Source organism: Ktedonobacterales bacterium, from assembly GCA_036557285.1.
In the GTDB taxonomy this organism is placed as follows: Bacteria; Chloroflexota; Ktedonobacteria; order Ktedonobacterales; family DATBGS01; genus DATBHW01.
Window position 1 is genome coordinate 107,000 of the sequence record DATBHW010000076.1, and the last position, 26,572, is coordinate 133,571.

A 26,572-nucleotide genomic window follows, 5' to 3' on the forward strand; every position below is an offset into this window, starting at 1 on the left:
CGCCGCTTCAGGCTCTATCTTTCTTCACATCTCAACCGCGCCGCCTTTGGGCTATAATAAGCGTGGATGAGGCAGGTACGTGTAGAACGCTTTCCCTCCTCTCAGTAAGGAGCTTGCTTATGTCCAGCCAGCCAGCCCATAGCGTTTCAGTCCCTTCTGATAAACTGATGAAACTGGTGAACATCACAGCATTTGGCACGCTTGTAATCGGGTACTTGCTCGCCATTCTGCTGGCAACTCCCCTGACGTTGGGCAACTTTCTCGCTTTCACCGCCTTACAGCTTCTCTACTGCGCCGCATTCTGGCTGCTGCTGCGGGGGTATAAAACCGATCTGCGTTTCTCGCTGCCCGTCTACGCGCTCATCCTCTCAGCTTTGACAGTGAGCAGTGGCCTGCTGAGCCGTACCGGCATAGATTGGGATTGGCTCATCTATATGGTGACGGCTTCTATCTTTTTCTCCTTGTTTTCCGCACGCCCGGCCATCACCGCTGCTCTGCTTCTTTACGGAGCGATCATTCTCAACCTGGCTTTCCTCGATGATTGGCGCTGGTCACTCAACCTGCTGGCAAGTCTGGCTAACCTGCTCGCCGCTCTTAGTTTCGTAAGCGGGTTCTCGCTGCTGATGAATCTGCTGCTGGCGCAAAAGGAACGCGCCGAGCGGCTGCTGCAAGAGGTGGAACTGTCCAGAGGCCAACTTGAAGCGGCGCACGCGCAACTGCGCAGCTACTCTACACAGGTGGAGGAATTGACCATTGCCCGCGAGCGCACCCGCGTTGCCCGCGAGATTCACGATACGCTGGGCCATTACCTGACGATCCTGAATGTACAGCTTGAGACTATCAGCAAGCTGGTGAAGCGCGATCCATCCCGTCTGGAGGCCGAAATCGCTGAAGCCCGCCATGTAGCCGCGCAATCCATGCAGGAAGTGCGCAACGCTGTGGCGACGCTCCGTCCGGCTGGAATAGCCACGCTCACTCTGGCCCAGGCACTGACCCAGTTGGGGAACGAGTTTAAGCACGCCGCGCCGGGGACAGCGTTAACGCTTGATCTTGAGGCTGAACTGCCGCCGCTCTCGCCGGATGTTCAGTTGACGCTCTATCGAGCAGCACAGGAAGCACTCACAAACGTGCGCAAGCACGCGCAGGCCAGCAAAGCACTGGTGCGCCTGCGCTATGAGGATGGCTGGCTGGAACTGCTGGCGCTGGATAATGGACGTGGCCCTCTCGCCGTTCCTGACAATGCTGGCGACGCTGAGCAGGGCAGCGCCGCGCAGAAATCAGGTGGATTTGGCTTGCCAGGTCTCTGTGAGCGCGTTGAACTCCTGGGCGGCCAGGTGACATACGGCCCGGCGACACCGGCTGGCTATCGGGTCACGGTCAGGATACAGGTATTATCAACGCAGAGCGCGAACACCTCGGCGCGCCTGGAGTCCATGCAAGGAGCGCGAGGATGAATCAACGGCTGCGTGTGCTGATTGTAGACGACCAGGCGCTGCTGCGCGAAGGCTTTCGCAAGCTCCTCGAATTAGAGCCAGATATAGAAGTGGTGGGTATGGCTGGCGATGGCGAGAGCGCGCTGGCCTTTGTCGAACGGTTGCACACCAGCCAGACACCGCCAGATGTCATCCTGATGGATATTCGCATGCCGCGCATGGATGGCATCGCGGCCATTCACGCCCTGAAGGCACGCTGGCCTGAAACCCATATCGTGATCCTGACAACCTTTGATGATGACGACCTGATCTATCAGGGTTTGCGCGCGGGCGCATTGGGTTATCTGCTCAAGGACAGCAGTTCCGAACAGCTCATCAACGCCATTCGCGCCGCCGCGCGTGGTGAGGTACTGCTCCAGCCACATATCGCGGGCAAAGTCTTTGCGGCGCTGGCCCAGCCAGCGGCGCCCAAGTCACCGCCCTCCGCCGCCACTTCGGCGGCGCTGGCTTATGTCGAAGACCTCACGGAACGCGAGCGCGAGATTCTCAAGCTGGTTGCCACAGGCGCGTCTAACCGCGAGATTGGCGAAGCTCTGTTTATCACCGAGGGTACGGTTAAAAACCATATGACAAATATTCTCTCGAAACTTGGGCTGAGAGATCGCACCCAGGCAGCCCTCTACGCGCGCGAGCATCTTCCGCCGCATTATTCCTAGCTTTGTGGTAACAGGAGCCTCCAAAGAACTCCTGGTATTGACGTTATCTCTCCAGGACTGTGCTACAGCTTCACTCCCTTCCGATTGACAGGTGAGCAAGAAAGGATCTGATTGCTAGACTGGAAAGAAACTAACAAAACTCTTGACAATGTACCCGGTTGCTGCTATACTTCCTCTAGATTAAAAGGCTGCTTTGTTCTCTTGAGATTATTGGAGAAAGGAGGAGCGCGCCAGGCAGGACCAAGACTTCAGGATAGTGAGACTTACACGGAAGGATATCGTTGATATGCGCCACAAGCACTCGGATAGGATTGCTGTACCTCTGCTACCCCTCGTTGCCCTGTTCGCCATAAGCATCGCCCTTCTCCCCCTGCATACAGCACACGCCGCCCCGCAACGCCCATATGACCTGTGTCTATACTACTATCACGACATCATCTAATACCCCAGCGTGCAGAAAGGAGGCAAGATGTGATTTTTATTCGACGCCGCTATCTTGTGATCGGATTAGCCGCCCTGCTCCTGGCACTGGCCGGGGGTACCACCTTTGCCGCGACAGGGCTAGTAGGAATTATCAATCCTACTCCCATCGTTACCCGCTATACTCCCCAACCTTCTGGGATGGGCGCAACGCAAACCACCGATGAGGGGATGGCAGTCACGCTGGTCCAGATCATCAAGAACGGGCCACGCTGGCTGTTCCATTTCAAGATCGAGAATACCGCGAAGACGGCTCTCACCATCCGAGGCACGAGCGATGTGCATCAATTCATCGTCAGTGGCAACAGACAGGCTGCGCCACCAAACAATATTGGGATAGCCCAACTCGGCTCGCCATCGGCCAGCGAGATCGCAATGAACTATTCCGACCTGGCGACCACGCTCCCCTCCGGTGGCGGCGCTGAAGGCTGGCTGGCAGTCGATACCACGAATCTGGACTTTACGCCAACAACAGTCCTCTATCGCTACAAGGCCGTCCCTACGACTGCGTGCGCTAACCTTCACGACCAATCAACCTGCTACCCGGATACTCTTTATCAGGCGCTTATCTGGTATCCTATCTGACGGAGAGCCAGCGCGGGCGCTGGGGCGAGTGTGACTGGAGGCTCAATCCTTCGGCGCACCGCTAGAGTACCGAATCTGCGTGTACCGCCAGGCTCCGTGCTGGCGAATCGGTGGGCTGCTGGAACATGGGGCTTCAGAGGGCAAGGTTTGTCCTGGCACACCGTTGCGCCGCCAGGGAGGGACGCGCGAGCGACCAACGGGAGCGAGAATGCCGAGGCAGAGCAGTGGCCCGCGACCGAGCGCAGCGAGGGAGAGTGCGGGAACCCAGTTCCCGCAAGGGCCGCTCCCCGCAGGGGGAGGCAAGCGGCAGAGACGCGCGAGCGACCAACGGGAGCGAGAATGGCCGCGCCCAGCGCGGTCAAGCGGCTCTGGCGAAGCCCTTCCCGAAGGGACGTCGGCGGTACCGGCAGCGTCGAGCACGATGTAGCGCCAAAACGATGCGGCCAGGCGCTTGAAGGAATGATCCTCTCAGCGCCTGGCCGCATCGCAAGGAAGGGGTCAGAGCAGGGGTATGGCGAGCAACTGGGCAGCAAACAAGATCAACGCCGCAGCACTCCATGCCTGGACGGCACAGGCATGTGGATACTCTGCCAGCGCCTCTGAACCGTTCAGATTCGGCGCATGCCCTCCCGAAGCAGGCAAAACACAATACAGTTCCACCGGGGCGCCAAAATGCTCGATAGCAGCTATGCCCCGCCGCGCAATCAGCCGAGCATCGTCGTATTTGCCCATGCGCCAGAGCGCCACAGCAGTGATAGCATTATCGAACGGCCAGACGCTGCCGCGATGATAAGACATGGGATCAAAAGCATAGGAGCGCGACGACAGCGTGCGCAGCCCCCAGGTGGTCAGCAGATCGTCACACAGCAACCGATTCGCCAGCGACTCAGCCGCCGTCGTATCGCGTATTCCGCCACACCAGAGGACATGCCCGGCGTTGGATGATACCAGCGGAACAGGCCGTTTCTCTCGCGTCAAAGCCATCGCCAGGCAATCTTCTTCAGGCAGCCAGAACTGCATCAGGCGCTCTTCAATCTGCGCAATGCGCGCAGACATCCTGGCTTGCAGCGCCTGCTCCACTCCTCGCGCCCGAAAGATGGCGAGCGCGCGGCGAAAGGCGGCAACCGCATACCCCTGCACCTCCACCCACGCGACGGGCGGCTCCGGCCAGCTTCCATCTTCCTGTATCAGCGAATCGCTGCTATCTTTCCAGACCTGATTACGCAGCCCCAGGCCGCGCGGCTGGCGCGGCTGCGCCTCGATCAATCCATCCCCATCAACATCGCCGTACTCCAATGCCCAATGCGCAGCGGCCAGCACATGCTCCCACAGGCTTGCTATAAGGTCGCGTCCCTCTGGCGCCTGTTCCCAGACCATGCCAACAGCCATGAGATAGAGGTAGGTACTATCTACCGCGCCATAGTAGCGGCCATCATATAACGGCCAGTGGCTCCCGGCATCAGCGCCCTGGAGACGGGCCGGGACTTCCGGCCAGCATTCATGAACGATCTTGCCCGGCTGCTCCTCATTCTCGTCACGCTCCTGCGTTCCCTGCGTCGCGGAGAGCTTGCGCAGATTGCTGACGGCAAGATTCGCCGCCCAGTGGCCCAGGGATTTGTCCCCAGGCCGCAGCCGCGCCGCCTCCAGAACTAGCATCACCGTCAAGAGCGTATCGCGCCCAAACAGCGCGTGGTAACGTCCTGCCGCGCTGCTGGCGCGCAAGCCAATCGGTGTCTGCAACTCATCCAACCAGGCCCGCCCGCGATGCAACCACTCCTCAAGGGGCTGATCGGCGTGGGGCGAGCGTGCCTCAAAAGTGGTCATCTTTCGCTACCCTTTGCTAACCTTGCCAGTACGGTTGGTTCTCACGATGAGAGCTATCGCCCGGCCAATCCAGAGGTCGAAATCCCCCTGATAAAATATCGCTGGAAGAAAAAGAAGACGAAGACCAGCGGAAGGAGATTGATTGCAGCGCCTGCCAGCAGCAGATTGTAGGCAATGTAGTTCTGGCGGCCAAAGAAGGCCAGCCCCACTGTCAACGTGTAGTTCTGCTGGTGGGACTGAACGATCAGCGGCCAGAGGAAATCGTTCCACGCGCCCTGGAAGGAGAGAATCGCCACTGCTGTCATCGCCGGACGCGCCAGCGGCAAAATGATTTGCCAGAAGATGCGCAAGCGCGAAGCGCCATCAATCATCGCCGACTCTTCTAATTCCCTTGGAAGGCTCTTGAGAAATTGGGTCATGAGAAAGACCATCGTTGGCTGGACCATTGCTGGAACAATCAGCGCGGCGAGATTATCGGTCAGTCCCAGCGAATTTGCCACCAGGAACTTGGGAATCAGGATAAGCTGCGAGGGAATCATGAGCACCGCCAGCGTCAGCGCAAAGAGGACGTTCTTGCCAAAGAACTCCATGCGGCCAAACGCATAGCCTGCCATCGAAGCCAGAAGGACGTTGAGCGCCGCTGTTCCCCCCGCGTAAATGAGCGAGTTCACAATATAGCGCGGGAACAGATTGGCTCCGCTAAAAATCTCCTGGTAATTGGCAAACGTGACCGGATGTGGAATCAGGCTGGGCGATAATATGTCTGCATAGGTCTTGAAGGACGAAATCAACGCGAACAGAAATGGCCCCAGCGAAAACAAGCTGTAGAAGATCAAGATCGCATACAGGAGAACATGCCAGGTCCGCTGCGGCGCTGGAGGCTTTTTATCTTCGCTGGCGAACGTTCGCGTCCTCGCTTGAGCAGCGGGCGGGCTGATGGTTGTCGCCATGTGGCGCCTGCTTTCTGCTAATACTGGATATTCGTATCAATAAAACGCCGCTGAAGGATGGTAAAGAGAAAAATCACCGCAAACAACACCACCGCCTCAGCGCAAGCAAGGCCCATCCTTGGGTTAGAGCCAGCAAACGCCGTATTGTAAATCTCCAGCACAGGGGTAAGCAAGCTCTTGAGCGGGCCGCCATCGGCCCCGCCCATGATATACGCCTGATCGAACATCTGGAAAGACCCAATCGTACCCAGCGCCGTGACCAGAAATGTTGTCGGGCGCAGCAGCGGTATCGTAATCTTGCGCAGAATGTCCCACGAACTGGCCCCATCCACTCGCGCGGCCTCATAGAGGTGGTCGGGAATATCCTGCAAGGCCGCCAGATAGAGCAGCATAAAGGTTGGCGCTGTCGTCCAGACATTCAGCAGCATGACCGAAGGGAGCGCGGTAGTTGGGTCGTAGAGCCAGGCCCGCCCTTGAATGCCCACCAGCGAGAGGAGATAATTGATGACGCCCTGCGAGTTATACAGCCAGATGAAGATCAACGAAATAGCAACCGAAGAAGTCAACGACGGAAGAAAAAATGACGTTCTGAAAATGCTGCGACCACGTACCTTCTGGTTGAGCAGCAGCGCCAGCGCCAGCGCCAGAATGGTCTGGAGGATGACCACCCCAACGGTGTAAAAGAGAATGTTCTTCAGGCTGATGAGAAAATCGCCGTTGTGCGTCAAATCGTACCAGATAAGCTGATAATTCTTCGTGCCGTAAAACTCTGGCTCGGTGAAGCCGAAGTCTACGAAAAAGAAACTGAGATAAAAAGCGTAGACGGTGGCAATCAGCGTAAACGTGGCGAGGATCAACAGATAAGGACTGAGAAACCCGTAAGCGGCAAGCGTCTCGCGCAGCTTGCGGCTCATGCCTTTCCCGCGCTCGCCTTTGACGGCTCCTGGCACACGCAATGCCCCCTGCATGTTCGGTCCTCCTTTGTAGGTTGGCGAGAGCAGCGGATTGCGCCGCTGCTCTCGCCAGCACATCAGGTTACTGCTCTCGCATAGACTGGTTGATACCGGGCTGTGGTATCAGCGAACTATGGACCAACGTTTTGCTGAATCCAGGTATTCACGTTCTGCGCCGCCGTATTGAAGGCATCCTGCACCGATGATCTGCCAAGCATGACGGCTAGCAGCGCGTTGGCAACCTCGGAATGGACCTTGCTGTCCGCCGCGCCATAGAAGTCAGCATGCCCGTAATCCGCGCCCTGCTGCAACACCGCCACGCCGGGGTTTTGCTGGAAGTAGGGGTCTTTCTCCAGCGATTTGACCGTCGGCAGCGCGAACCCATCGTGCAGCACGTCGCCCTGATGCCCGGCGCCTGTCAGGAACTGAATGAGCTTCCAGGCCGCATCAGGATGCGCCGTCCCGGAATACGCTGCCCAGGCGTTGGTATAGAGCAGGTTGCCGCGCTTGCCATTGGGAGCCGAGGGAACCGGCGCAATGCCATACTGGACATCGGGGAACGTCTGGCTCATGAAGGGGATCATCCAGCCGCCCTCAAAGGTCATTGCCACCTGCTGCTTGCCAAATGCATCACCATCCCAGCCCGCGCCAACATCACCAGGCTGCACGCCAGTCTTGTTCAGTTGGAACGACGTATAGAATGTCGCCGCGTCAATGCCCTGCTGGCTGGCGAATGCCGCCTGCTTTCCATCGTTGGACAGCATCTGGCCGCCATTGGCAAAGAGGAACGCGCCCCAGCGAGAAGTATCGGCTGGCAGCGCAATGCCATGCGTGTTGCCCTGGGTCAGCGTCTTGGCAGCGTTCTGCAAATCGCTCCACGTCCAGTTAGAAGGATCGCCCAGGCCCGCCTGCTGGAACATCGTCTTATTATAGAACAGGCCCAACGAGTTCCAGTCCTTGGCAATGCCGTAAACTGTGCCATCGGCGCAGTCAAACGGCTGCATCAGCGAGGCATAGAAATCAGAGGCGGAAACGTTATCCCGCGCCATATAAGGGCTGAGGTTCAACAGCTTGCCCGCTTTGATGTACTCCTGGGCCATACCGGGCTGGAGGTAGAAGACATCAGGCACGTTGTTACTGGCAACGTTCGCGCGCATCTTGGTTGGGTAATCACCGGGGATCACTTGCCAGGTAACTTTGATGTTCGAGTTCTGCTGCATGAACTGATTCAGCGCCTGCTGAACCAGCGCATCCTCCGCCGGGCTGGACGACCACCCTGCAACGGTCAGATTGATCTGTCCACTCTCAGAGTTGGCAGGCGAGGTATTGGTGTTTTTCGGGCAGGCATTCAGAGCATTGGCCGGACCTTTTCCGCCGCTGCCTGTACCCGAAGGCCCCCCACCGCCGCCACATGCTGCCAGCAGAACGACGAGGCTGAGCATGCCAATCATGCTCCATACACGCCAGAAACGCTTTTTCCGAGGCAGTCTCATGTGTTTTGCTCCTTTGTCTGGTGCGCCGCCAGCATCGCCGGGCGCTCCTGCATATGCATGTCCTTGGGATGAGTGCTAGAGCCTTGATCTTTTCGCGTGCATCACCTCTCTTCACCTCGCCCGCCTGGAACGCAGGACACCGGGCGAGCCGCTGTTGCTGGGACGACATCACAACCATCAGGAATATCTACACTGCCCATCCGCAGACCAGGAAACGCGCAGGTCATAATGAGTTGTTCTGCGCCTGGTTGGGGCGAGCCAGGTCTCCCGTCCTTCATATTCCGCCAGCCGCGCTGGCCGCAGGGCTACCGCTTCGCCATTCAACGTGGCATTGATGACAGAGGCTCCAACGGGTAAGACCGCGCCTAGAGAAACCTCCCAATCCGCCGCTCCAATCTCCAGGCGCACACGCAAGCCATCTGGCTCGGCCACAAGCTCAACATCCACCTCTGTATCCCCCAGAGGGACGGCGCTCAAACGCGCTGAGGGCCAGGCGTCCGGCAGTTGTGGTACGCACATGAGATGCCGATTCGCCACATCCGGGCGCAGCCCAAAGAAGTAATGGACAACGGGCCAGACAATACCGTAGTTCGACCAGAGCTGCAAGAAGCAGCCGCCATCGGCCCCAGCGCCCTCGTCGGTGGCATATTCGCTCAGCGTCCCTGGCATCTGCGCGCCAAACGCCGCCATCATCCGCTGCATTGTCACCAGCGCCTCATTCGCCCGCCCATAACGCGCTTCCCCAACGGCAAGCGCGCCGGTTGGCAGGGTCATGACGCGCCGGTTCGCTGCGGCATTCAAGACCACGCCATAGGTCTCTGTCCATTCCGGCGTCTCCAAACGATCAAGCAGTTCTGCGGCCTGCGCTCGATCTGGCAGCCCGGCATCTGCCGCCAGCGCCTGCGTCATATGAAACAGCAGCCAGGGTCGGCGCAGATGCGGATCGGCCTCTGGCTGGCGATCTTCTGCCAGCGCCCGACATAGTAATGCGCTGCTGCTGCGCGCTGATGAATCAAGATTCGGCAGCGACTCAAGCCGCTGCTGAAGTGTTTCTAATTCAATGCGCGAGGCGCGCACGTCGCCAAACAGCCGTTCTGTAGGCAGCAGCCAATCTTCGCGCAGATGCCGACGCAAAGCGTCTGCCTGTGCATGCAGCCGTTTCGCCGTCTCGCTCTGGCTCAGTTCATCGGCAAGTGATCCGAGCAGGTCAAGCGCCTCCACCAGATAGGCAGCCACGTCAAGCGCCTGGAAGCCAGCAGCCATTTCAGGCGTTTCAACAATGCTGGAACCCTGCGGCGCGCGCTCGCCTGGCTCCAGGCACGCGCCTAGCGCCCACTGTTCGATGCCCTGTAAACAGAACGGGAAGAGTTCTTCAAGCAGAGCGCGATTACCAGTCCAGCGGTAGGTATGGTAGAGGGCGCGCACGAAGAGCGGCGTCTCAACCAGATTGCCGCGATGCGCCACCAGCCCATGCGAAACAATCTCATGCGCCACCGCGCCGCTCTTGTTTGCCTGCTGACTGAGCGCGGCAAGCGTGCGCAGGCTGGCGTCCGCTTCGTCGGCCTGCCCGGCGGGCAGCATGGGTAGTACGCCATAGGCCAGGTCACAGCCAAACCACCAGGGAAACTCCGGCAACCCAGCCATCGCCGCGCGGCCCACGCCAGGCACGTCCAGCATCAACATCGAAGCCCAGGCTTTGGCCCAGGCAAACACAGCATTGAGATGCGCGTCGGGGGATTGAAGGAGACAGCGCGTAAAGGGCGCGTGGAAACGCTCTTTTGCTGCGCACTCCGCCTGCCTCAGCGAACGAGCGACGTCAGCGGTATCATCTGCGCTGCCTGAACTGGCAGCATTGCTGCCGGGCCACGCCAGCCTGGCGAAAACCGACGACGCAGAGGTAGTATCATTGGCAGCGCCAGCGATCACAAAACGCATCTGCTTCGGATGCGTCGGCATCATCCGACAGCGATATGAGAGCGACGCGCCAATGCCGCGACCGCTGGTGCGTTCCGGCCCCCACACGTCGGCGCCAGCTCTCCAGGCTATCGGCAGTTGTGTCGCGCCAACGCAGACCTCCCACCTGGGGTGCAGCACGTCAAGCAAGAGAACAGCGCCTGATGACGTATCATAGATCGCGGCATCACCCCCATCCGCCCAACCCAGACGCTCTTCAGCCAGCCAGGCTCCATGCAAGTCGCTGCGCATCGCCAGGCAACAAGTCAGGGTGAGCGTGTCTTTCCAGGTGGCAGTGGGCTGCCGACTCAGAGTGACATCCACGATAAGGGCAGGCTCATCAGGCACAATCCATTCGCGTCGCTCCACTGCAATGCCCAGGGCTGGCAGCGCGTAGCTGAGCGTCACGCCATCCGTAGACATCCGCCAGGTATCAGGAGCCGTGAGCCACTGCACAGTCTGCCCACGCGCCCGCAGCCCCAGCCAGTATCCATCCAGCAGCTTGAGCGGCGGCGACCAGACACCGCCCATCTCCTGGGGCTGATGCGACCCGTGATCGGGAAATCCCCCGGCCAGCGTCGCCACGCTGTACAGGCGTGTGCCGCAGACAGCGTACCAGCGCCGACTATCAACGGGCGTCTCAAGATATGGCTGAGCGGCGTCTCCGCAAAGGGACGTACCGGCCATAGTATCTCCTGCATTACTCAAGGTGCTATCGGCAGAAACAGATCGTTCGTCTTCCGGTTTCGCTGGCCCGCCACAAGGCCAAAGGGTACGCAAGAGTCTGGTTGAGCAGTCAGGAGCCTTGGGTTGAGGCTCGCACCATCAGTTCGGGTTGCAATAAAAGATGCTTTTCTGTCAGCGGCGCTCCTGCCAGCAGGTCTATGAGCAACTGCACTAACAAATGCCCGACGTAATTAATCGGCTGTCGCAAAGTCGTCAGAGGTGGCGTCAGATAGGTTCCCAGGCCCACACCGTCAAAGCCCATCACCGCAAAGTCCCGCCCAATGGTCTGGCCCGCATCGCTGGCCGCGCGCATTGCGCCGACAGCCAGCACATCGCTGATAGCGAAAACGGCTGTGGGAGGCATCTCCTGCCTCAGCAAATGCTGAATAAGCGCGTAGCCATCTTCTTGAGACAGCCCGCCGGGCAGACACAGCCCTGGATCATACGGGATATTCGCTTTTTCGAGGGCATCGCGGTAGCCAGCGCGGCGATCTTGCTCCCAGAAATAGGTATTGCCGCCCCCAATAAACGCGATGCGCCGATGGCCCAGGCTGATCAGATGCTCTGTCCCAATCAGCGCGCCCATGCGGTTATCAACCTCCACCCAGGGATGGGGATAGCGGCGCGCGTCACGCAGTTCTTCAGCAGGCCGCCCGAACAAGACATGCGGATAGCGGCGCGCGCTCAGATAGTCCAGGCGTGGGTCGCTAGGGCGCAGATCGGTCAGGATAAAGCCGTCGGCGTGATGCCCACCTAGAATGCGCTTGTAGACGTTGAGTTCAAACTCACCCTCTTCAGCGCGCGCCAGCAGCACATCATAATGGCGGCTGGCCGCCTCACTGGTAATACCTGCCAGCAGTTCAACAAGAAAAGGGTCGGTTCCCCCAGCACTCAAATTGAGGGCGCGCAAGGAAAGAGCAATGGTATCGGTCTGCGCTCGATTCAATCGCCTGGCGCTGGCATTAGGTACGTAGTTGAGCTGCGCAGCCAGCCGCTGAATGCGCTGGCTGGTCACGCTGCCGATGGCTGGATCGCCACGCAAAGCGCGAGAAGCAGTTGATTTATTCACGCCAGCGGCGTGCGCAATTTGCGCCAGGGTTGGTCGTGCAACCAGTTGCTTTGCATCTGGTGGGCTGGAGACCTTGTTTGTCATGGCGTCGCTCCTGCAAAAATGAGGGTCGCAGGGAATGACAGGGCGCATTCGTTTGTTACGGTACTTATGCAACCGGTTGCACTATTTATAACATGGCAGAGTCGTTCTGTCAAGGGGTCTTCAATCCACATGATGGCCTGGATATGGTAGGCTGATGATGCTCCTCATCCAGAAGCGAACACACACACCTGATAAGAGGAACCAGGAGGCGCCTATGGCGGAAACGCTGCGACTACGGGACATGGGCGTGAGTATTGGAAGTCTGCCAATCGGCCCATCAAACACCTTGACCGACGTGCCGGGCGTGCGCGTTGGACATCGGACACTGATCCAGGGCCAGAATGTGCGCACTGGCGTCACAGCTATCTGGCCCCATGATGGCAACTCGCTCTCTGAGAGAGTCTATGCAGGTATTCACGCGCTCAATGGCTATGGTGAAATGACCTGCCGCTCGGTCATCGAGGAATGGGGATTGCTCTCCACGCCTATTGTCCTGACCGGCACATCTGGCGTGGGCATGGCTCAGCACGCCACAACCCGCTACCTCGCGCAACGCTATCCAGAGCAAGCGCGAGATGAAATCCCTCTGGCCGTTGTGGCCGAGTGCGACGATGGCTTTCTGCATGACCACCTGACCTTCGCCGTCAGCGAAGCCGATGTCTGGTCCGCGCTGGATGAGGCCAGTACCGCTCCAGTGGTTGAGGGCTGTGTCGGCGCGGGTACGGGCATGCAGCTTTTCCAGTTCAAGGGCGGCATCGGCTCTTCTTCGCGGGTCGTCGTCACTGCGGCGGGAACGTTTACCGTTGGCGTGCTGGTGGAAACCAACTTCGGCACACGCCCGCGCCTGACTGTCGCTGGTGTGCGCGTCGGGCCGACACTCACCGATATGCTGCCAGAAACGCCAGAGGCCGATGGCTCCTGTATCGTCATTGTTGCCACCGACGCGCCCCTGCACGCCCACACGCTGCGCCGCATGGCCCAGCGCGCTGGCCTGGGTCTGGCGCGCACCGGATCGGTGGCAGGCGATGGCAGCGGCGAAATCATCCTGGCCTTCTCAACGGCCCAGCGCATCCCATACCACGTACCAGAAGGCCGCCTTCAGATCAGCGTCCTGGCCGAAGGAAGCTATGGTAACATCGGGCTGAATACTCTCTTCGGCGCGGTGGTTGATGCCACCGAGGAGGCGGTTCTCAACGCGCTGCTCATGGCAACCACCATGACCGGGCGCAGCGACCATATCGTTCACGCCGTCCCCCATGACCGTCTGCGAGGGTTGCTCAAAGGTATCACCCAGGCATAATCTTATTTTAGGAGCAAGATATGGAATTAAGTGAAGTAGTGCGCAAGCGGCGCATGGTGCGCCATTTCACCCCTGAGCCTGTCACGCCTGAAGTCATCGAGCGCATGCTCGATCTGGCGCGGCATGCTCCCAGCGCCGGGTTCACGCAAGGCCAATCGTTCATCATCGTCACGCGCCCCGAATTGAAACGCGAGATCGCCCGGCTCTGTGGCGAGGAGGGATATGTCGCGGGCGGCTTCCACCCGTTCATCTCCGAAGCGCCGGTGCTGGTGATCGCCTGCACCAGCGAGGCCACCTATCATCGGCGCTATCAGGCCGCTGATAAGCTCCAAGAGGATGGCACAGAGATCGAATGGCCTGTACCCTACTGGCATATGGACATTGGCTGCGCCGTCATGATTCTGCTGCTGGCAGCCGTCAATGAAGGGCTGGCGGCAGGCTTTGCGGGCAGCCACGACCTGGATGCCCTGCGCCGCCTGCTGGATATGCCCGCCGCAGTCACGCCAGTAGGCGTCATTCCCATCGGCCATCGCGCGCCGGATGTGCCTTCGCCCTCGCTCAAACGAGGCCGCACTCCCGACGCCGACTACATCCACCGCGAGCAGTGGTGATTGCTTGTACCATGCGTGTTCACCTGCTTTGCAGCGCCTGCGGGCGCGAACATGATCCCGCCAGCCTGATCTGGCGCTGCCCCTGCGGCGGTCTGCTCGACCTGCCGGAGTTTGAGGCGCGTTTCCTACTGGAGCGCATCCAATCGCGCCCGCCGAGCTTGTGGCGCTATCGTGAAGCCCTCCCGTTCGCGCCTGACTCTACCGGCTGGCAAGATGTAACGATGGGCGAAGGCTTCACGCCGCTGATCCCCATGACGCCCGAAACGCCAGGCGTCCTCCTGAAAGTGGAATATCAGATGCCGACGCTCTCATTCAAGGATCGCGGCGCGGCGGTGCTGGTCGCCAGAGCCAGAGAGCTAGGGGTGAAGCGGATGATAGCCGACAGCAGCGGCAACGCTGGAACCGCTATCGCCGCCTATGCTGCCCGCGCCGGAATTGCCTGCGACGTGTACGTGCCTGCCAGCGCCTCAACCAAAAAGCTCCGACAGATCGCGGCGCATGGCGCTGCCGTTCATGCCATCCCCGGTAGCCGCGAAGATACCGCAGCGGCGGCCATCGCGGCAGTGGAACGCGAGCAGGTCTTTTACGCCAGCCACGTCTATCAGCCCTTCTTCTTCCAGGGCACGAAAACCTACGCCTTCGAGATTTGGGAGCAGCTTGGCGGCAGCGCCCCCGATACGCTGGTCCTGCCAGTGGGCAACGGCACGCTCGTCCTGGGGGTGTATTACGGTTTCAGAGACTTGTTGCGCGCCGGGCTGATCGAGCGCCTGCCGCGCATTCTCGCTGTTCAGGCGGCTGGCTGCGCGCCGCTGGCGCAAGCCTTTGCGCGAGGCGAAGACACAGCCGCGCCGGTCATCAATACCGGAACCGAAGCCGAGGGCATCGCCATTGCCGCGCCCGCTCGCAGCCGCCAGATTCTGGCCGCCGTCCGCGAGACGCGCGGCCTCATCATCACCGTTTCAGACGCCGCTATCGAACAGGCCAGAAGCGCCCTGGCGCTGCGCGGCTTCTACGTCGAGCCAACCGCCGCCGCGCCCTACGCGGGCCTGGTGGAATATATCAGCAGCAATCTGCTCAGCGTGGCATCCAGCAGCAGCCTGCTCCCCAAAGGGGAGCAGGTGATCGTTCCGCTCTGCGGCGCAGGGCTGAAGACTGGTTGATATACTCAAGCGGCCTTAGCGCAGCCGGGCCTCAGCAACGCTGCGCGCAGCAGCGGCAGTACTAATGTTCTGTTCCGCTGCCAAAGCAAAGATCTGACGCAGGGCTTGCTCGATGCCCTGAATCACGCGGTCGTTGGCTTCGGCCTCGGACCAGCCCATCGTTTCCATGCCGACAATCGCCAGCGCGCCGCCCACGTTCACAACAAAATCAGGCGCGTAGAGAATCTGCCGCTCCCGCAGCAGTTCGCCGTCTTCCGGGCGGGCAAGCTGATTATTGGCCGAGCCAACCACCGCCCCACACTTCAGGCGCGGAATCGTCTGCTGATTCAGGATGCCGCCCAACGCGCAGGGGGCAAAAATATCGCAGGGCGTCTCATAGGCCGCGTCAGCAGGAACATAGGGGATATTCACCTCATCGCGGAAATGGCGAATGGCTGTCTCGTCTACATCGCTGAACAGCGCCTCTGCTCCAGCCTCGCGCAGCAGATGAATCAGCCGCCCGCCGACGCTCCCCGCGCCCTGCACCAACACGCGCCTGCCCGCCAGCGAAGCATTGCCGAAGAGCCGCTCGCAGACGACACCCATACCATGCAGCACGCCAAGGGCCGTTGCCGGTCCAGAATCGCCAGCGCCGCCTGCCTGAACAGTCCTCCCGAACACGTAGGGCGCGCCAGTTTCGGCGATGATGTCCATATCGGCTGATGATGTGCCGACATCCGGCCCTGTTACGAACATCCCTCCAAGCTGAGAAATGAGCGTTCCATAGCGCCGCAGCAGGTCTGCTCGCGCCTGCGGGGCAAGGCCCGGCGGGACAGCGATCACCGCTTTGCCGCCGCCACGCGACATATCGGCGCAGGCAAACTTGTAGCTCATCCCCCTGGCAAGCTCCAGCGCGTCAGCCAGCGCAGCTTCCATCGTGGGATACGACTTCATGCGCGTTCCGCCGCCCGCTGGCCCTCGGCGCGTCGAGTGAATCGCAATCATCATCCAGGCTCCCGTAGGCTGGTCAAACTCGATAATGACCCGCTCGCCATCCCAGGCTTTGAGCAAAGCTTCCATCATTACCTCCTATATTACTTGCTCTGTGTCGCAGAACAGGTTATATTCCCGCTGCCGCTTCAGGCAGAGCCAACCCTGTATCCGGCCCATGCTTGCCCTTGCAAGAGCCGCCAGAAAAAGATACCATACACCATAACCGGACTTTATTGGAAGGGGGAGACATGGGCCGCACACACCCTCTCATCACCAACGGCGCTCATTTACACGCCGCGCTTGAGCAAGGCTACACCCTTCCCGGCGCGTGGTATACCGACCCGAAAGTCTTCAAGCGCGAGCAGAAGCGCATCTTTCGCCGCACCTGGCAATACGTCGGGCTGGCCGAGCAGGTCGCCCGGCCAGGCGATTTCTTCACTTGTAGTATTGACGCCGTTCCGCTCGTCATCGTGCGCGACGAAGACGGCCAGCTACATGCCCATGTGAATGTCTGCCGCCATCGCGGCTCCCAGCTCGTACCCGATGGCTGCGGCAACCGCAAAACGCTGCAATGCCTCTATCACGCCTGGACCTATAATCTCGATGGCTCGCTGCGCGCCGCCCCTGGCTCCAAAGATGAGCCAGGCTTCAAGCACGATGAGCTTGGGCTGCTGCCCGTTCAGATTGAGTGTTGGGGGCCGTTCATTTTTGTCAACCTGGACCCGCAAGCCCCCCCGCTCAAAGAAATACTGGGCGAACTCCCGCAGCTTGTCGAGGCAACTGGCCTACCCCTCAACGCCATCACGCGCCGCGTCAGCCGCACCTATGACATCAAAGCTAACTGGAAGGTCGTCGTTGACAACTACCTGGAATGCTACCACTGCCCCATCGCGCACAAAGCCTTCAGCGACCTGATCGATCTAAATAACTATCAGGTAACTGAGTACGAATATTTCTCGGCCCAAACCGGGCCGGTGCGCGACTCCGCCAAAGCGGGCAAAGAGAACCTTTATGAGATCGGCGCGGGCGTGCAGGCGGGCTTTTACGCCTATCTCTGGCCGAACTTCACGCTCAACATCTATCCGGGGCCGGGCAACGTCTCGCTTAACCTCTTCATCCCCATAGACCCGCAGCGCACGCTCGCCATCTATGAATACTGCTTTGTTGATGCCGTTGGCGAAGAGGAAGAGCGCGACTTTGTGAAGTTTATCGATCAGGTACAGGAAGAAGATGTCATTCTCTGCGAATCGGTGCAGCGCGGTCTGCGCTCCGGCTATTTCAATCAGGGCAAGCTGATGCTCAGCCGCGAAAACGCGCTGCGCCACTTCCAAAAACTGGTGCATCGCTTTCTTGCCGATGACATTCATCCCAACGTATCTGCCCAGCAGCGCACAGAACGCACATAGCGTAGATGATGCAGAGTAAGGAGCATTCATGCGTATTGGAGCTATCTTTCCCCAGACAGAGTTTGGCAACGACCCCATTGCTATCCGCGACTACGCTCAGGCCGTCGAAGAGATGGGCTATCAGCACATCCTGGTCTATGACCATGTGCTGGGCGCGAGTACCGCCACGCGCCCCGACTGGCGCGGCCCCTACACCAGTGAGACGCCCTTCCACGAGCCATTCATCCTCTTTGGCTATCTGGCGGGCCTCACGCGCCAGGTTGAACTGGTCACAGGCGTCATCATCCTGCCGCAGCGGCAGACGGCGCTGGTCGCCAAGCAGACCGCTGAAGTAGATGTCCTCAGCGGCGGGCGGCTGCGCCTGGGCATTGGCGTGGGCTGGAACGAGGTTGAGTTTGAGGGGCTGAACGAAGATTTTCATAATCGCGGCGCGCGCAGCGAAGAACAGGTGGCCGTCTTGCGCGCGCTATGGACCGAGCCAGTCGTCACCTTCCAGGGGCGCTGGCATCATCTCGACGCGGCGGGCATCAATCCGCTGCCCGTCCAGCGGCCCATCCCCATCTGGTTTGGCGGCAACCCCACCGAGCAAATCCTCCGGCGCATCAGCCGCCTTGGCGATGGCTGGCTGCCCCAATTTCCCGACCCACGCAAAGACGAGCCGCGCCAGGCCATCGAACACCTGCGCGCCTATACCCAGGAGGCCGGGCGTCCACTCGAAGCCGTTGGCATCGAGGCGCGCCTGACTATCAGCCGTGCCTCCCAGGATTTGTGGGCGCCCTTCGCGGAAGGCTGGCGAAATCTCGGCGCGACACATCTCGGCGTCAACACCATGAGCGCCGGTCTGGACTCGCCCCAGGCGCACATAGATATGCTGCGCCGCGTCAAAGAAACGCTGGGATTCTAGCGGCCAGGCTTTAGCTTCTGGCCGCCGCTGTGCCGGTGAGCGCCTGCGCAAGCCGGTTCAGCATCTCGGTATAGATGCCGCGCAGCCCCATAGGCGCAAACGTGCGCTCAAAGAAGCCGCCCATACCGCTCCCGCCTTCCCAGTCGCTTGTCACCACGACCTTGCTTTGCTCAGGATTCGCCCCCTGATTCACCGTCCAGACCGTCACAAGCGATGAGTTGGCGTCGCGCTCGCGCAGCGCCCTGCCCTTCTCAGGCTCGTCAATCTCCATCTGATAGGGGCGCTCGCGCCCGCCCGCGTGCAGCCGATAGTGCATCACCGTCCCCGTGCCGACCCCTCCTTGTTCGACAGCGTAACCAAGAAAGTTTGGGGTCAGGATGATCGGGCGTTTCTCCCGATAATCCGCCAGAAACTGATACACCTCGGCTGGCGGAGCGTCAACGACACGCTCAACTTCAACATGAATATGGCTCATACTGCGCTATCCCTCCTCTTCCGGCGAACTGACTTGATCGGCGCGAGGAAGGATAACAGCAAGAGCTATTCCAGGTTTTTGACCATTCGCTGGAGGACATCCAGAACCGTCGTGTGCTCCTGTTCGCCGCTACCTTGCAGCGCCCGTCTTCTTACCGCGCTTTGCAGATTGAAGATGGTTCAGAGGCCGATCAGCCTTCTTCCACCGTTCCACCTGTGGGGGCAGCCGTTCCCCCGCCTGGGCCTGACGGAGCCTGGCCCAGAAACTCTTGCAGGTTGTTGCGCGTCCCCTCGATAATCGCCCGCAGACGCGCCAGCTTCTCAGGATCGCCGCCCGACGCCCGCACCGAAGCCATCAACAGCCGCGCTACCTCCATGCCTTCCCGCCGCAGCGCCGCCAGTTCCGGCTGCGCCTGGCGCCCGAAGGGGCCGCCGTGACCATGATGAAGGCCGCCCCAGCCGAATGGCCCACCGAACGACTGAGCGCGCTGGTTCTGCGCCTCAAGCTCCTGACGGCCCGCGTCGGTAATGGTATAAATCTTTTTCCCATCCACGACCTGGCTCGTCACCCAGCCGCGATCTTCCATCAACTGCAAGGTTGGATAGATCGCGCCAGCACTGGGGGTGTAAAACCCGCTGGCCTGCTCTTCCAACTGCTTCATCATCTCGTAGCCGTGCATAGGTCGCTCTCGCAGCAGCGAGAGCAGCACGTACTTGAGATCACCACGCCCCATAAAGCGCTCCCCCAGTGCCCCCCGACCAGGGCCAAAGGGGAAATGGCGGGCCATCCGCCAGATACCCCGGCCAAACGGCGGGCCAAAGGGGGGATGTCCATGCCCTTCCCAGGATGGGCCAAAGGGAAAATGCCCATGCCGCGCCCAGGGCGGGGCAAACGGCGGGCGCTCATGCCGCGCCCACGGCTGCCAGCCCTCTTCCGAGCCATACTGGTATCCGCTGCCCCAGGCAAACGCCGGACGCTCATCTCTAAAATGCCATCGGCCAAACATGCTGCTCACATCCTTTCAGCAGAAGCCTCTCCCGAAGCGCCGAGCCATCCTCGGCCTCTCCCTCGAAACCAGCCTCTGCATTTCGATATAATTCGATATAACAAGATATATCGTATTTTCAGAAAAATGTCAAGAGGGAATATGTGAAATGAACATCAGGATTGGGAGAGGAACGGTGGCGCATCCCGGCGAACGTCATATCACTCACCGTGAATGACGGCCACTATGGGAAACAGGCCAGACTGTTTGCTACCGTTGATCGTGGCAGCGCCAGAGTTTAACAGTGCTGGTATTGCATACTATCCGTATACCTGCTTGAGGACCGTACAGGCGCGCAGAGTCACCCACTTGCTCAGGCTCCCTTGCGGCTCAATATCGCCCCAGGTTTTGCCATTATAGGCAAACTCATTCCTCCAGCGACCAGAGGCGTCTTGCTGGCTGAGCAGCCAGGTTATGGCAGAGTGAAGACGGGCATCTTTGGCGAAGCCTAACTCGCAGAGGACACTCAGATTCTGGAGGACATCGGCGCTATAGCTTATAGGAAAGCCGGGTCTGAACCAGATTGGGCTGGGTTCTGTGTTGCCCCATCCCATCGGATAGGCAGCCGTGGCCGGGTCGCAACTGAAGAGGAAGGCCACCCCCTGCTGAATGGCGCGTTCCACCTGGGGCGTTCGCCGCTCTGGAGGAACACGCGCGAGGGCCAGCAGCGCCTTGATGGCACCCCAGGCGCAGGGAAGATGATCGTTTGACACACAACAAAATCCAGGCCCACTCGTCCCTGAGCGATAATACCGGATGCCCTTTTCTCCGGTGATCGAGCGAGCTTGCCAGTCAATCGCATGCTGCACACGCTCATCCTCCAGCCAGCCAAAACCAATCAGCGCCCGGAGCAGATTGCCATTGAGACAATGGATTACGAGAGATGGAGGCGGGGGAGCTTCTTCCCTGCTCCCTCCCTCCCAGGAGGCAAATCCCCCGGTCCTGGCCTGGCTGTGGGACAATACGTAGGCGCATGCCGCTTGTATCCTGGGGTCTTTCCCATCGGCTCCAAGCTGGTCGAGAAATGTCACCTGCCAGACTGTTCCACGAAACTTGGGAGTATATCCTGGGCCTGGCTTCACCCAGAACCCCTGGGGGTCTTGCGCGTTGAGCAGCGTAGCAATGGGGGCAGCCTGCATTGCAGCATCACAAGCCTGCCGCACCTCTGGCGCATCTGCTGGCAGATCGAGAAGCTGGCGCAAGGCCAGATGACGAACCGCAGGGGTGTTCTCTTCAAGCAACCAGGGAATCGGATCGCCCTTGAGCTGGCTGTTCCACATGGGCAAGACCCTTCCTTTCCTGCATGTGTTCCTGGCACTGGTCAATGACAGCTCTTGAAAAATGAAGAGGTTTTTCTTCCAGTATACCAGCCCATGCGGTCAGGATGCGTCCTGATTTCAGAGAAGCCGATAAGGCCCTTTAAGGTGAGGCTCCGCTGGTCAACTATCTCTCCCCAACCTCTGACGCAGCGCCAGGAGCGGCTTAGAGGCGTCGGATGCGTTGTCGGCAGGCTTTCGCTTATTGTGCCGAAGCGCCCTGGCCCGCGCGCCGAGCCTATCCAGCTCTGCCCTGCGCTCCTCTTCCTCCTCGTCAGCCAGTCTTGCCGTTGGCAACAGTTTCGTATGGGCCGATTCGATATAGAAGCTGGCAGATAACTTGCGGGCCAGCCCGGTCATGCTGACGGCGAAGAGCAGCAGGGACGGCATGATAATGAGCCGGTGCAGAATAGCCAGCGTATCGCCAGAGAGAGAAGTTTCATCGTAGAGCCAGGCTTGCAGGGGATGGGCCAGGCTGAAGATCAGCAGCCCCAGCATCGCCAGCCACAAGGAGTGCCCGACTACGCCGCCAATGCGCGCCCGCGCCAGCAGCAGGATGCACAGACCGGCAGTGATGGTAATGCTGCCATCCAGCCCAAAGAAGGCGGCGACTTCGGCCTGTGGGCTGAAGCCATAGAGAATGAAACTAAACGCGCCAATCATGACCACCACTGTCACAGCAATGGGCCAGAAGCGGGGAGTGGGGGCCACACGCCCGGAGGACGGAAGCGTCGGCAAGACATCGGCCAGGCCCGCCAGGCCAGGGATAAAGAGGACCATCGAGATCAGCACCGTCCCTTGCGTGAGGAGCAAGTTTGCTCCGGCGCTCATTAATTGCAGGCCCACAATCAACGACTCGATCAGGTGGGAGGCAGCAAAGGCCAGCGCGCCCAACCCGATCAGCCGGAAGGCGCGGTGGAGATTACCACCAAGCGGCAGCGAAATTGAGGACCAGATGGTCCAGATGCCGATAGCCAGACCCATCAGGTCCAGTGCTCCGGCCACTTGCTGGGCGATCAAGGCGGAATTGAACCCTTCGGCCAGCGGGATCAGGGTCAGCAGGTTTGGCATTGCGTTCTTTTCCTCATCGCAAGCGGTAGGCGTTCTCACTACAGCACACACAACAACGGCCAAATCCAGCAGGAAGCCCGCATAAACGATGCCAACTCTGCAAAAAGCGTGGCCTCTGGTTTGCAAAGAGATGCAATAAATCACAGAGGAGGACCGCTATGACCACACTCCCTACCACCAATCCGCCGATTGGCCGTCATACCATACGATTGCAGGGCGAGCCGCGCCTGTTCGTGTTGGACGCCGGGGCGCTGCTGGACAGCGGCCCGCGAGCCGCAGGCGAGCATGCGCTGCGTAAGCTGGCCCTGCTGGCCGAAAGCGAATCAGCGCAGGTCGTGATACGCGGCGCGAGCACCAGTGTGCAGCAGAGCCTGGCTCAGACGCTGGCCGCGCAGGGTTCGCGCCTCTCGCCGCGCTACGCCGCGCCAGAAGAGCCGCTGGAGACGCTGCTGGCGCGCCTGGGCGTCTCCGCGAACGAAACGCTGTTCTTTCTGGCGACAGACACGCCGCCGCCTGCCGGAAGCCACGCCTTTTATGTAGGCAGCGGCGAGCCACCCTCCGCAGGGGCAGTAGCCTCGCGTATGCCGGGGCCGCAAGGCACAGACGCGCTGCTGGCGCTCTATGGAACCGCGCTAACCCAGGAGAAAGCCGGAATGGCCTTTCGTGCCGCGTCCCAAGGGGCATCGGGACCGCTCACGGGCATGTTTGATGATGGCCTGTTCCGGGGGCTGATCAAGTCCTATGGACGGGCTGCTGGCGAGGCGCGAACCACCATGCCAGCACCAGAACTGGACGGCGAACTGCTGCGCGGCCTGGCGAGCAAAACAGATGCCCGCGTGCTGCGCAATACCCTGCCCAATGGGGCCATTGTCGCTTCGCCCGCGAAAGGCGAACAGCCCGGTGAGCCGAACTACTGGTTTGTCTGGCAGCGCGACGCCGGACATACCCTGCGGAGTCTGATCGCGTGGTCACGCACTTCGCCGTTTGGCCTGCCGCCAGAGCCGACACAGCGGGCTATCCAGGGCTATCTCAGCTTTCTCGCTCGCTGCCAGGCATCAGGTGATCTGGGCGCCAGCCGCTATACCGTCGAGGGGCAGCCCATCACCGGCTATGGCAACCCGCAGCTAGACGGCCCGGCCATTGGCGTGCTGGCAATGACCAGTCTGCCAGATCCCCGGCCCGTCTACGCGCAGATTCGCGCCGCGCTCATCTATCTGCTGACACCGGAGGGCCAGGGGCCATGTTATGACGCCTGGGAGTTCGTGTATGGGCGCATCTTGAACGCTCTACTGCTCAAGCGCAAAGCGTTTCGTGCGGGGGCGCGGCTGGCAATGGTTCTCACCGAGCAAGCGGATATGCGCCGCTACCAAGAGGAACAGGCGCGCCTCGAAGCGGAGATCGAAGGGTTTCTCGACCCGCAGCGCGGCTATCTGGTTAGCAGCCGCGATCCTGCCGACCCCTGGCTGGCGGAGTTGAGCGGGCTGGACGCGGCAACCCTGGGCGCTCTGCTGACCTGCTGGGACGCTAACGACGATTTCTTGAACCTGACGCATCCGGCGGTGATGGGGACGGCGCTGGCGTTAGAAGACGCCTTCGCCCCGCTGTACGCGGTCAATCGGGCCTGGCTGGCGGCTGGGCATCAGGGTATGGGCTGGGGCCGCTTCCCGGAGGATGCCAACGATGGGCTAGGTTCCACGGGCGGCAACCCCTGGCCGCTGACGACGCTCTGGGCGGCGCAGTATTGCTATCTGCTGGCAGAAAAGCTGGCGACAGGCGGGCCTTTCATCGTGACGGATGAGCGCCAGGTACGGTATTTCAATCGCCTGGTCGGCGATGAGTCTGCCCGGGTGGGCGAGCAGCTTCCCCAGGAGGCGATACTAACAGATATGCTTCCGGCGCTGCGCAGGCGCGGCGATGGGTACGCGCAGTTCGTGCTGGCGCATCAGCCATCAGACGGCTCCGTCACCGAGCAAATCAACCGCGACAGCGGCCAGCCCCAGGGCGCGCGCGATCTGACCTGGGCCATGTCCGAACTGCTCAACACACTGGCGATGAGAGGGTGATAGCTTGTCCGTTATGCTCGCTCGAAGACCCCTTCAATAACGAGCAGCGGTTGCTCTTTCAGGTTCACCAGCACATTGCGGAGTGCCTCAGCGAACCCTGGCCCGAACACACATGCTGGCCGAGCGCGGGCAATGGCTTGCCCTGCGCTGCGTAGAGCCGGGCTTTGTCGGCGATATTCATGGAACAGTGAACCACATCATAGATTACAGAACGGTCCTATGAGCTATAATACACATACGCGTGTAATACGCAGTGGTTGCATTATCCCTTTGCACAGAATGCAAGCATCGGGCTGCCTGGGGTCAGATTGAGGCGCTTCGAGAGAAGATGAAAGAGACAAAAGAAACATATGCTTGAGACGCTTCCCCCTGGCGAAGTGTCAGGCAATTTTCCCGCCGCGCCCGCGTTGCAAGAGGGCGTGGTTTCGGTTCGCGGCTATCGGATGGCCTACGTAGTGGGCGGCGCGGGCGAGCCAATCGTCTTTTTACACGGGCTGGGCCATGCCTCCAGCGTCTGGTCTGGCGTTTTGCCGCATCTGGCGCGGCGCTTTCGCGTCTTTGCCGTTGACATGCTGGGCTGTGGGCGCTCGGACAAGCCACGCATTGATTATAGCCTGGGGGCGCTGGCAGGCTATACGCGCTCTTTTATGGACGCCGTGGGCATCGAGCGAGCGCATCTGGTCGGGCATTCGCTGGGCGGCGGCGTCGCCATGCACGCGACCTGGCACTATCCAGAGCGCGTCAACCGGCTGGCCCTGGTGTCAAGCGGCGGGCTGGGGCGCGAACTGCGCCCGCTCTTGCGACTGGCGACTCTGCCAGGGGCTTCGCTGGCCCTGGCCTGCTCCACCTCTCCGGCGTGGTCGTGGGTCGTAGTGCGCGTCAGGTTTCGTAAGCTGGCGGCGCGGCTGGCGCGCGAGAACATCGGCATGTGGGCCAGGCTGGGGCGTGCCGATGATCGCCGGGTCTTTCTCCACATGCTGCGCAGCGTGTGCAACATTACCGGACAGACGGTGAGCGCGGTGGAGCGGCTGCCAGAGGTGAAACACCCCGTCTTATTGATCTGGGGCGAGCGCGACACAACGATTCCACCAGCGCATGCCCGCCGGGCCGCCGCGCTGATTCGCAACTGCCAGCTTCAGATTCTCCCCGGCTGCAAACATTATCCCCCGCTGGAGCAGCCAGAGGTGGTGGCTCCGCTGCTGGAGCAGTTTCTGCTCGCGCCAGCTGGCCTGAGCGCGGCGGTTGGGGTGGCAGGGCTAGAGCGCGCCGATCATCGGAAGACGCTGATGGATGAAGGCGGTGAACTGGCGACGGGCCTGGCTTAGTCTGGTGCTGTAATTGCGCATCTTGCTGCGCCGCCATTCCAGCGCAGCGGCCAGATCGAGCGGATGGGCGCGCTGCACTTCCTCCATCACCACCTTCCGCAGATGATGCGCGCTGTCCCCGACGCGCACATACGTTTTGAGGATTTTGCGGTCTGTGCGCGGATGGACCAGCACAAAGCGAGGGTTGAGTTGCTGGAAGAGCCGCCCGGCGCGCACCAGCGCCTCATGCTGCGCCAGGAAGATGTCCACGATCTCCGCAGCGTTTTTGTGGACGAGGCGGTGATCTTTGTTGACAAGCTTTTCCTGCTTCTTCAGCTCTTTTTTGCTGACGATGACGGCTCGTTTGCCATCGCCCTCTTCCTGCGCCTTGAAGGTTTTCTCCAGCTTCCGCTCGATCTGGCGGGCGGCCTCTTCGCGCACGAGGAGCTGCGACAGCAGGGCCGTCTCGTGCAGCAGGCGCAGTTCGCACACCTCCACTTCGCGCAGGGCGATATACGCCTGGAAGAAGGCATGCTCATCCAGCAGGTAATCGTGCCGCAGCAGAAACCGCTGGCGTTCCACCGCTTTCTCCAGCGCCCTGGCCGCGTGCTTATGCAGCTTGAGGTTAGCGCGCAGCAGGGAAAGTAATACGCGCATCGTCGCTTCTCTCCGTCCCATA

General features: G+C 60.5%; 22 protein-coding genes. 10 read left to right on the forward strand and 12 right to left on the reverse strand.

The window, feature by feature from the left end; translation table 11 throughout:
- Positions 1-119 precede the first annotated feature (119 nt).
- The 3 genes from VH599_20915 (at position 120) to VH599_20925 (ending at position 3,214) form a co-directional block, all read left to right on the forward strand.
- The gene (locus tag VH599_20915) at positions 120-1,454 is read left to right on the forward strand and encodes a sensor histidine kinase (GenBank protein HEY7350784.1); all 1,335 of its coding nucleotides are present in this window, start codon (positions 120-122) and stop codon (positions 1,452-1,454) included.
- A complete protein-coding gene (locus VH599_20920) occupies positions 1,451-2,149 on the forward strand; it encodes a response regulator transcription factor (GenBank protein HEY7350785.1) in 699 nt (232 codons plus the stop codon). The genes VH599_20915 and VH599_20920 overlap by 4 nt, the downstream gene beginning before the upstream one ends.
- Positions 2,150-2,620: 471 nt before the next feature.
- Positions 2,621-3,214 carry a hypothetical protein gene (locus VH599_20925; GenBank protein ID HEY7350786.1) on the forward strand — a complete coding sequence of 198 codons (594 nt, stop codon included), beginning with the start codon at positions 2,621-2,623 and terminating at the stop codon, positions 3,212-3,214.
- A 498-nt stretch (positions 3,215-3,712) separates the two neighbouring features.
- Here the strand turns inward: VH599_20925 and VH599_20930 are convergent, their stop codons facing one another.
- The 6 genes from VH599_20930 to VH599_20955 form a co-directional block, all read right to left on the reverse strand.
- Complete coding sequence (locus tag VH599_20930; protein ID HEY7350787.1) at positions 3,713-5,038, reverse strand: hypothetical protein; 1,326 nt, start codon at positions 5,036-5,038, stop codon at positions 3,713-3,715.
- A 53-nt stretch (positions 5,039-5,091) separates the two neighbouring features.
- The gene (locus VH599_20935) at positions 5,092-5,988 is read right to left on the reverse strand and encodes a carbohydrate ABC transporter permease (GenBank protein HEY7350788.1); all 897 of its coding nucleotides are present in this window, start codon (positions 5,986-5,988) and stop codon (positions 5,092-5,094) included.
- Positions 5,989-6,005: 17 nt separating this feature from the next.
- Positions 6,006-6,956 carry a sugar ABC transporter permease gene (locus VH599_20940; GenBank protein ID HEY7350789.1) on the reverse strand — a complete coding sequence of 317 codons (951 nt, stop codon included), beginning with the start codon at positions 6,954-6,956 and terminating at the stop codon, positions 6,006-6,008.
- A 116-nt stretch (positions 6,957-7,072) separates the two neighbouring features.
- Positions 7,073-8,434: an ABC transporter substrate-binding protein gene (locus VH599_20945; GenBank protein HEY7350790.1), complete on the reverse strand. Its 1,362-nt coding sequence runs from the start codon at positions 8,432-8,434 to the stop codon at positions 7,073-7,075.
- A 177-nt stretch (positions 8,435-8,611) separates the two neighbouring features.
- Positions 8,612-11,074 carry a hypothetical protein gene (locus VH599_20950; protein ID HEY7350791.1) on the reverse strand — a complete coding sequence of 821 codons (2,463 nt, stop codon included), beginning with the start codon at positions 11,072-11,074 and terminating at the stop codon, positions 8,612-8,614.
- A gap of 109 nt (positions 11,075-11,183) precedes the next feature.
- Positions 11,184-12,266 (reverse strand): LacI family DNA-binding transcriptional regulator, encoded by a 1,083-nt coding sequence (locus VH599_20955; GenBank protein HEY7350792.1) that lies wholly within the window; start codon positions 12,264-12,266, stop codon positions 11,184-11,186.
- Between the two features lie 214 nt (positions 12,267-12,480).
- On the opposite strand from VH599_20955, the gene VH599_20960 reads away from it, so the two are divergent.
- Genes VH599_20960 through VH599_20970 form a run of 3 tightly spaced genes read left to right on the forward strand, consistent with a single transcriptional unit; the run spans position 12,481 to position 15,337 of the window.
- Entirely contained in the window at positions 12,481-13,566 is a 1,086-nt protein-coding gene (locus tag VH599_20960) for a P1 family peptidase (GenBank protein HEY7350793.1), read from the forward strand.
- A gap of 20 nt (positions 13,567-13,586) precedes the next feature.
- Positions 13,587-14,177 (forward strand): nitroreductase family protein, encoded by a 591-nt coding sequence (locus tag VH599_20965; protein ID HEY7350794.1) that lies wholly within the window; start codon positions 13,587-13,589, stop codon positions 14,175-14,177.
- Positions 14,178-14,188: 11 nt separating this feature from the next.
- Positions 14,189-15,337, forward strand: a complete 1,149-nt coding sequence (locus tag VH599_20970) for a threonine synthase (GenBank protein HEY7350795.1) — start codon at positions 14,189-14,191, stop codon at positions 15,335-15,337.
- A gap of 15 nt (positions 15,338-15,352) precedes the next feature.
- Here VH599_20970 and VH599_20975 read toward each other — a convergent pair whose 3' ends face one another.
- Positions 15,353-16,399, reverse strand: coding sequence for a Glu/Leu/Phe/Val dehydrogenase dimerization domain-containing protein (locus tag VH599_20975; GenBank protein HEY7350796.1), 1,047 nt, complete (start codon positions 16,397-16,399; stop codon positions 15,353-15,355).
- A 158-nt stretch (positions 16,400-16,557) separates the two neighbouring features.
- On the opposite strand from VH599_20975, the gene VH599_20980 reads away from it, so the two are divergent.
- Positions 16,558-17,715 carry an SRPBCC family protein gene (locus VH599_20980; GenBank protein ID HEY7350797.1) on the forward strand — a complete coding sequence of 386 codons (1,158 nt, stop codon included), beginning with the start codon at positions 16,558-16,560 and terminating at the stop codon, positions 17,713-17,715.
- Between the two features lie 28 nt (positions 17,716-17,743).
- Positions 17,744-18,619, forward strand: a complete 876-nt coding sequence (locus VH599_20985; protein HEY7350798.1) for an LLM class F420-dependent oxidoreductase — start codon at positions 17,744-17,746, stop codon at positions 18,617-18,619.
- A gap of 10 nt (positions 18,620-18,629) precedes the next feature.
- Here the strand turns inward: VH599_20985 and VH599_20990 are convergent, their stop codons facing one another.
- The 4 genes from VH599_20990 to VH599_21005 form a co-directional block, all read right to left on the reverse strand.
- A complete protein-coding gene (locus VH599_20990; protein ID HEY7350799.1) occupies positions 18,630-19,094 on the reverse strand; it encodes an SRPBCC family protein in 465 nt (154 codons plus the stop codon).
- 190 nt (positions 19,095-19,284) lie between these two features.
- Positions 19,285-20,100 carry a PadR family transcriptional regulator gene (locus VH599_20995; protein ID HEY7350800.1) on the reverse strand — a complete coding sequence of 272 codons (816 nt, stop codon included), beginning with the start codon at positions 20,098-20,100 and terminating at the stop codon, positions 19,285-19,287.
- 299 nt (positions 20,101-20,399) lie between these two features.
- Positions 20,400-21,419: a hypothetical protein gene (locus VH599_21000; protein HEY7350801.1), complete on the reverse strand. Its 1,020-nt coding sequence runs from the start codon at positions 21,417-21,419 to the stop codon at positions 20,400-20,402.
- A 159-nt stretch (positions 21,420-21,578) separates the two neighbouring features.
- Positions 21,579-22,526 carry a hypothetical protein gene (locus VH599_21005; GenBank protein HEY7350802.1) on the reverse strand — a complete coding sequence of 316 codons (948 nt, stop codon included), beginning with the start codon at positions 22,524-22,526 and terminating at the stop codon, positions 21,579-21,581.
- A gap of 158 nt (positions 22,527-22,684) precedes the next feature.
- Here VH599_21005 and VH599_21010 point away from each other — a divergent pair, with 158 nt between their 5' ends.
- Together VH599_21010 and VH599_21015 are read left to right on the forward strand one after the other, a co-directional pair.
- The gene (locus tag VH599_21010) at positions 22,685-24,589 is read left to right on the forward strand and encodes a glycoside hydrolase family 15 protein (GenBank protein ID HEY7350803.1); all 1,905 of its coding nucleotides are present in this window, start codon (positions 22,685-22,687) and stop codon (positions 24,587-24,589) included.
- A 350-nt stretch (positions 24,590-24,939) separates the two neighbouring features.
- Positions 24,940-25,914: an alpha/beta hydrolase gene (locus VH599_21015; GenBank protein ID HEY7350804.1), complete on the forward strand. Its 975-nt coding sequence runs from the start codon at positions 24,940-24,942 to the stop codon at positions 25,912-25,914.
- Here the strand turns inward: VH599_21015 and VH599_21020 are convergent.
- On the reverse strand, positions 25,846-26,571 hold the full coding sequence (locus VH599_21020; GenBank protein HEY7350805.1) for a hypothetical protein: 726 nt from the start codon (positions 26,569-26,571) through the stop codon (positions 25,846-25,848). The two genes, VH599_21015 and VH599_21020, sit on opposite strands and share 69 nt — an antisense overlap.
- Between the last annotated feature and the right edge of the window lies 1 nt (position 26,572).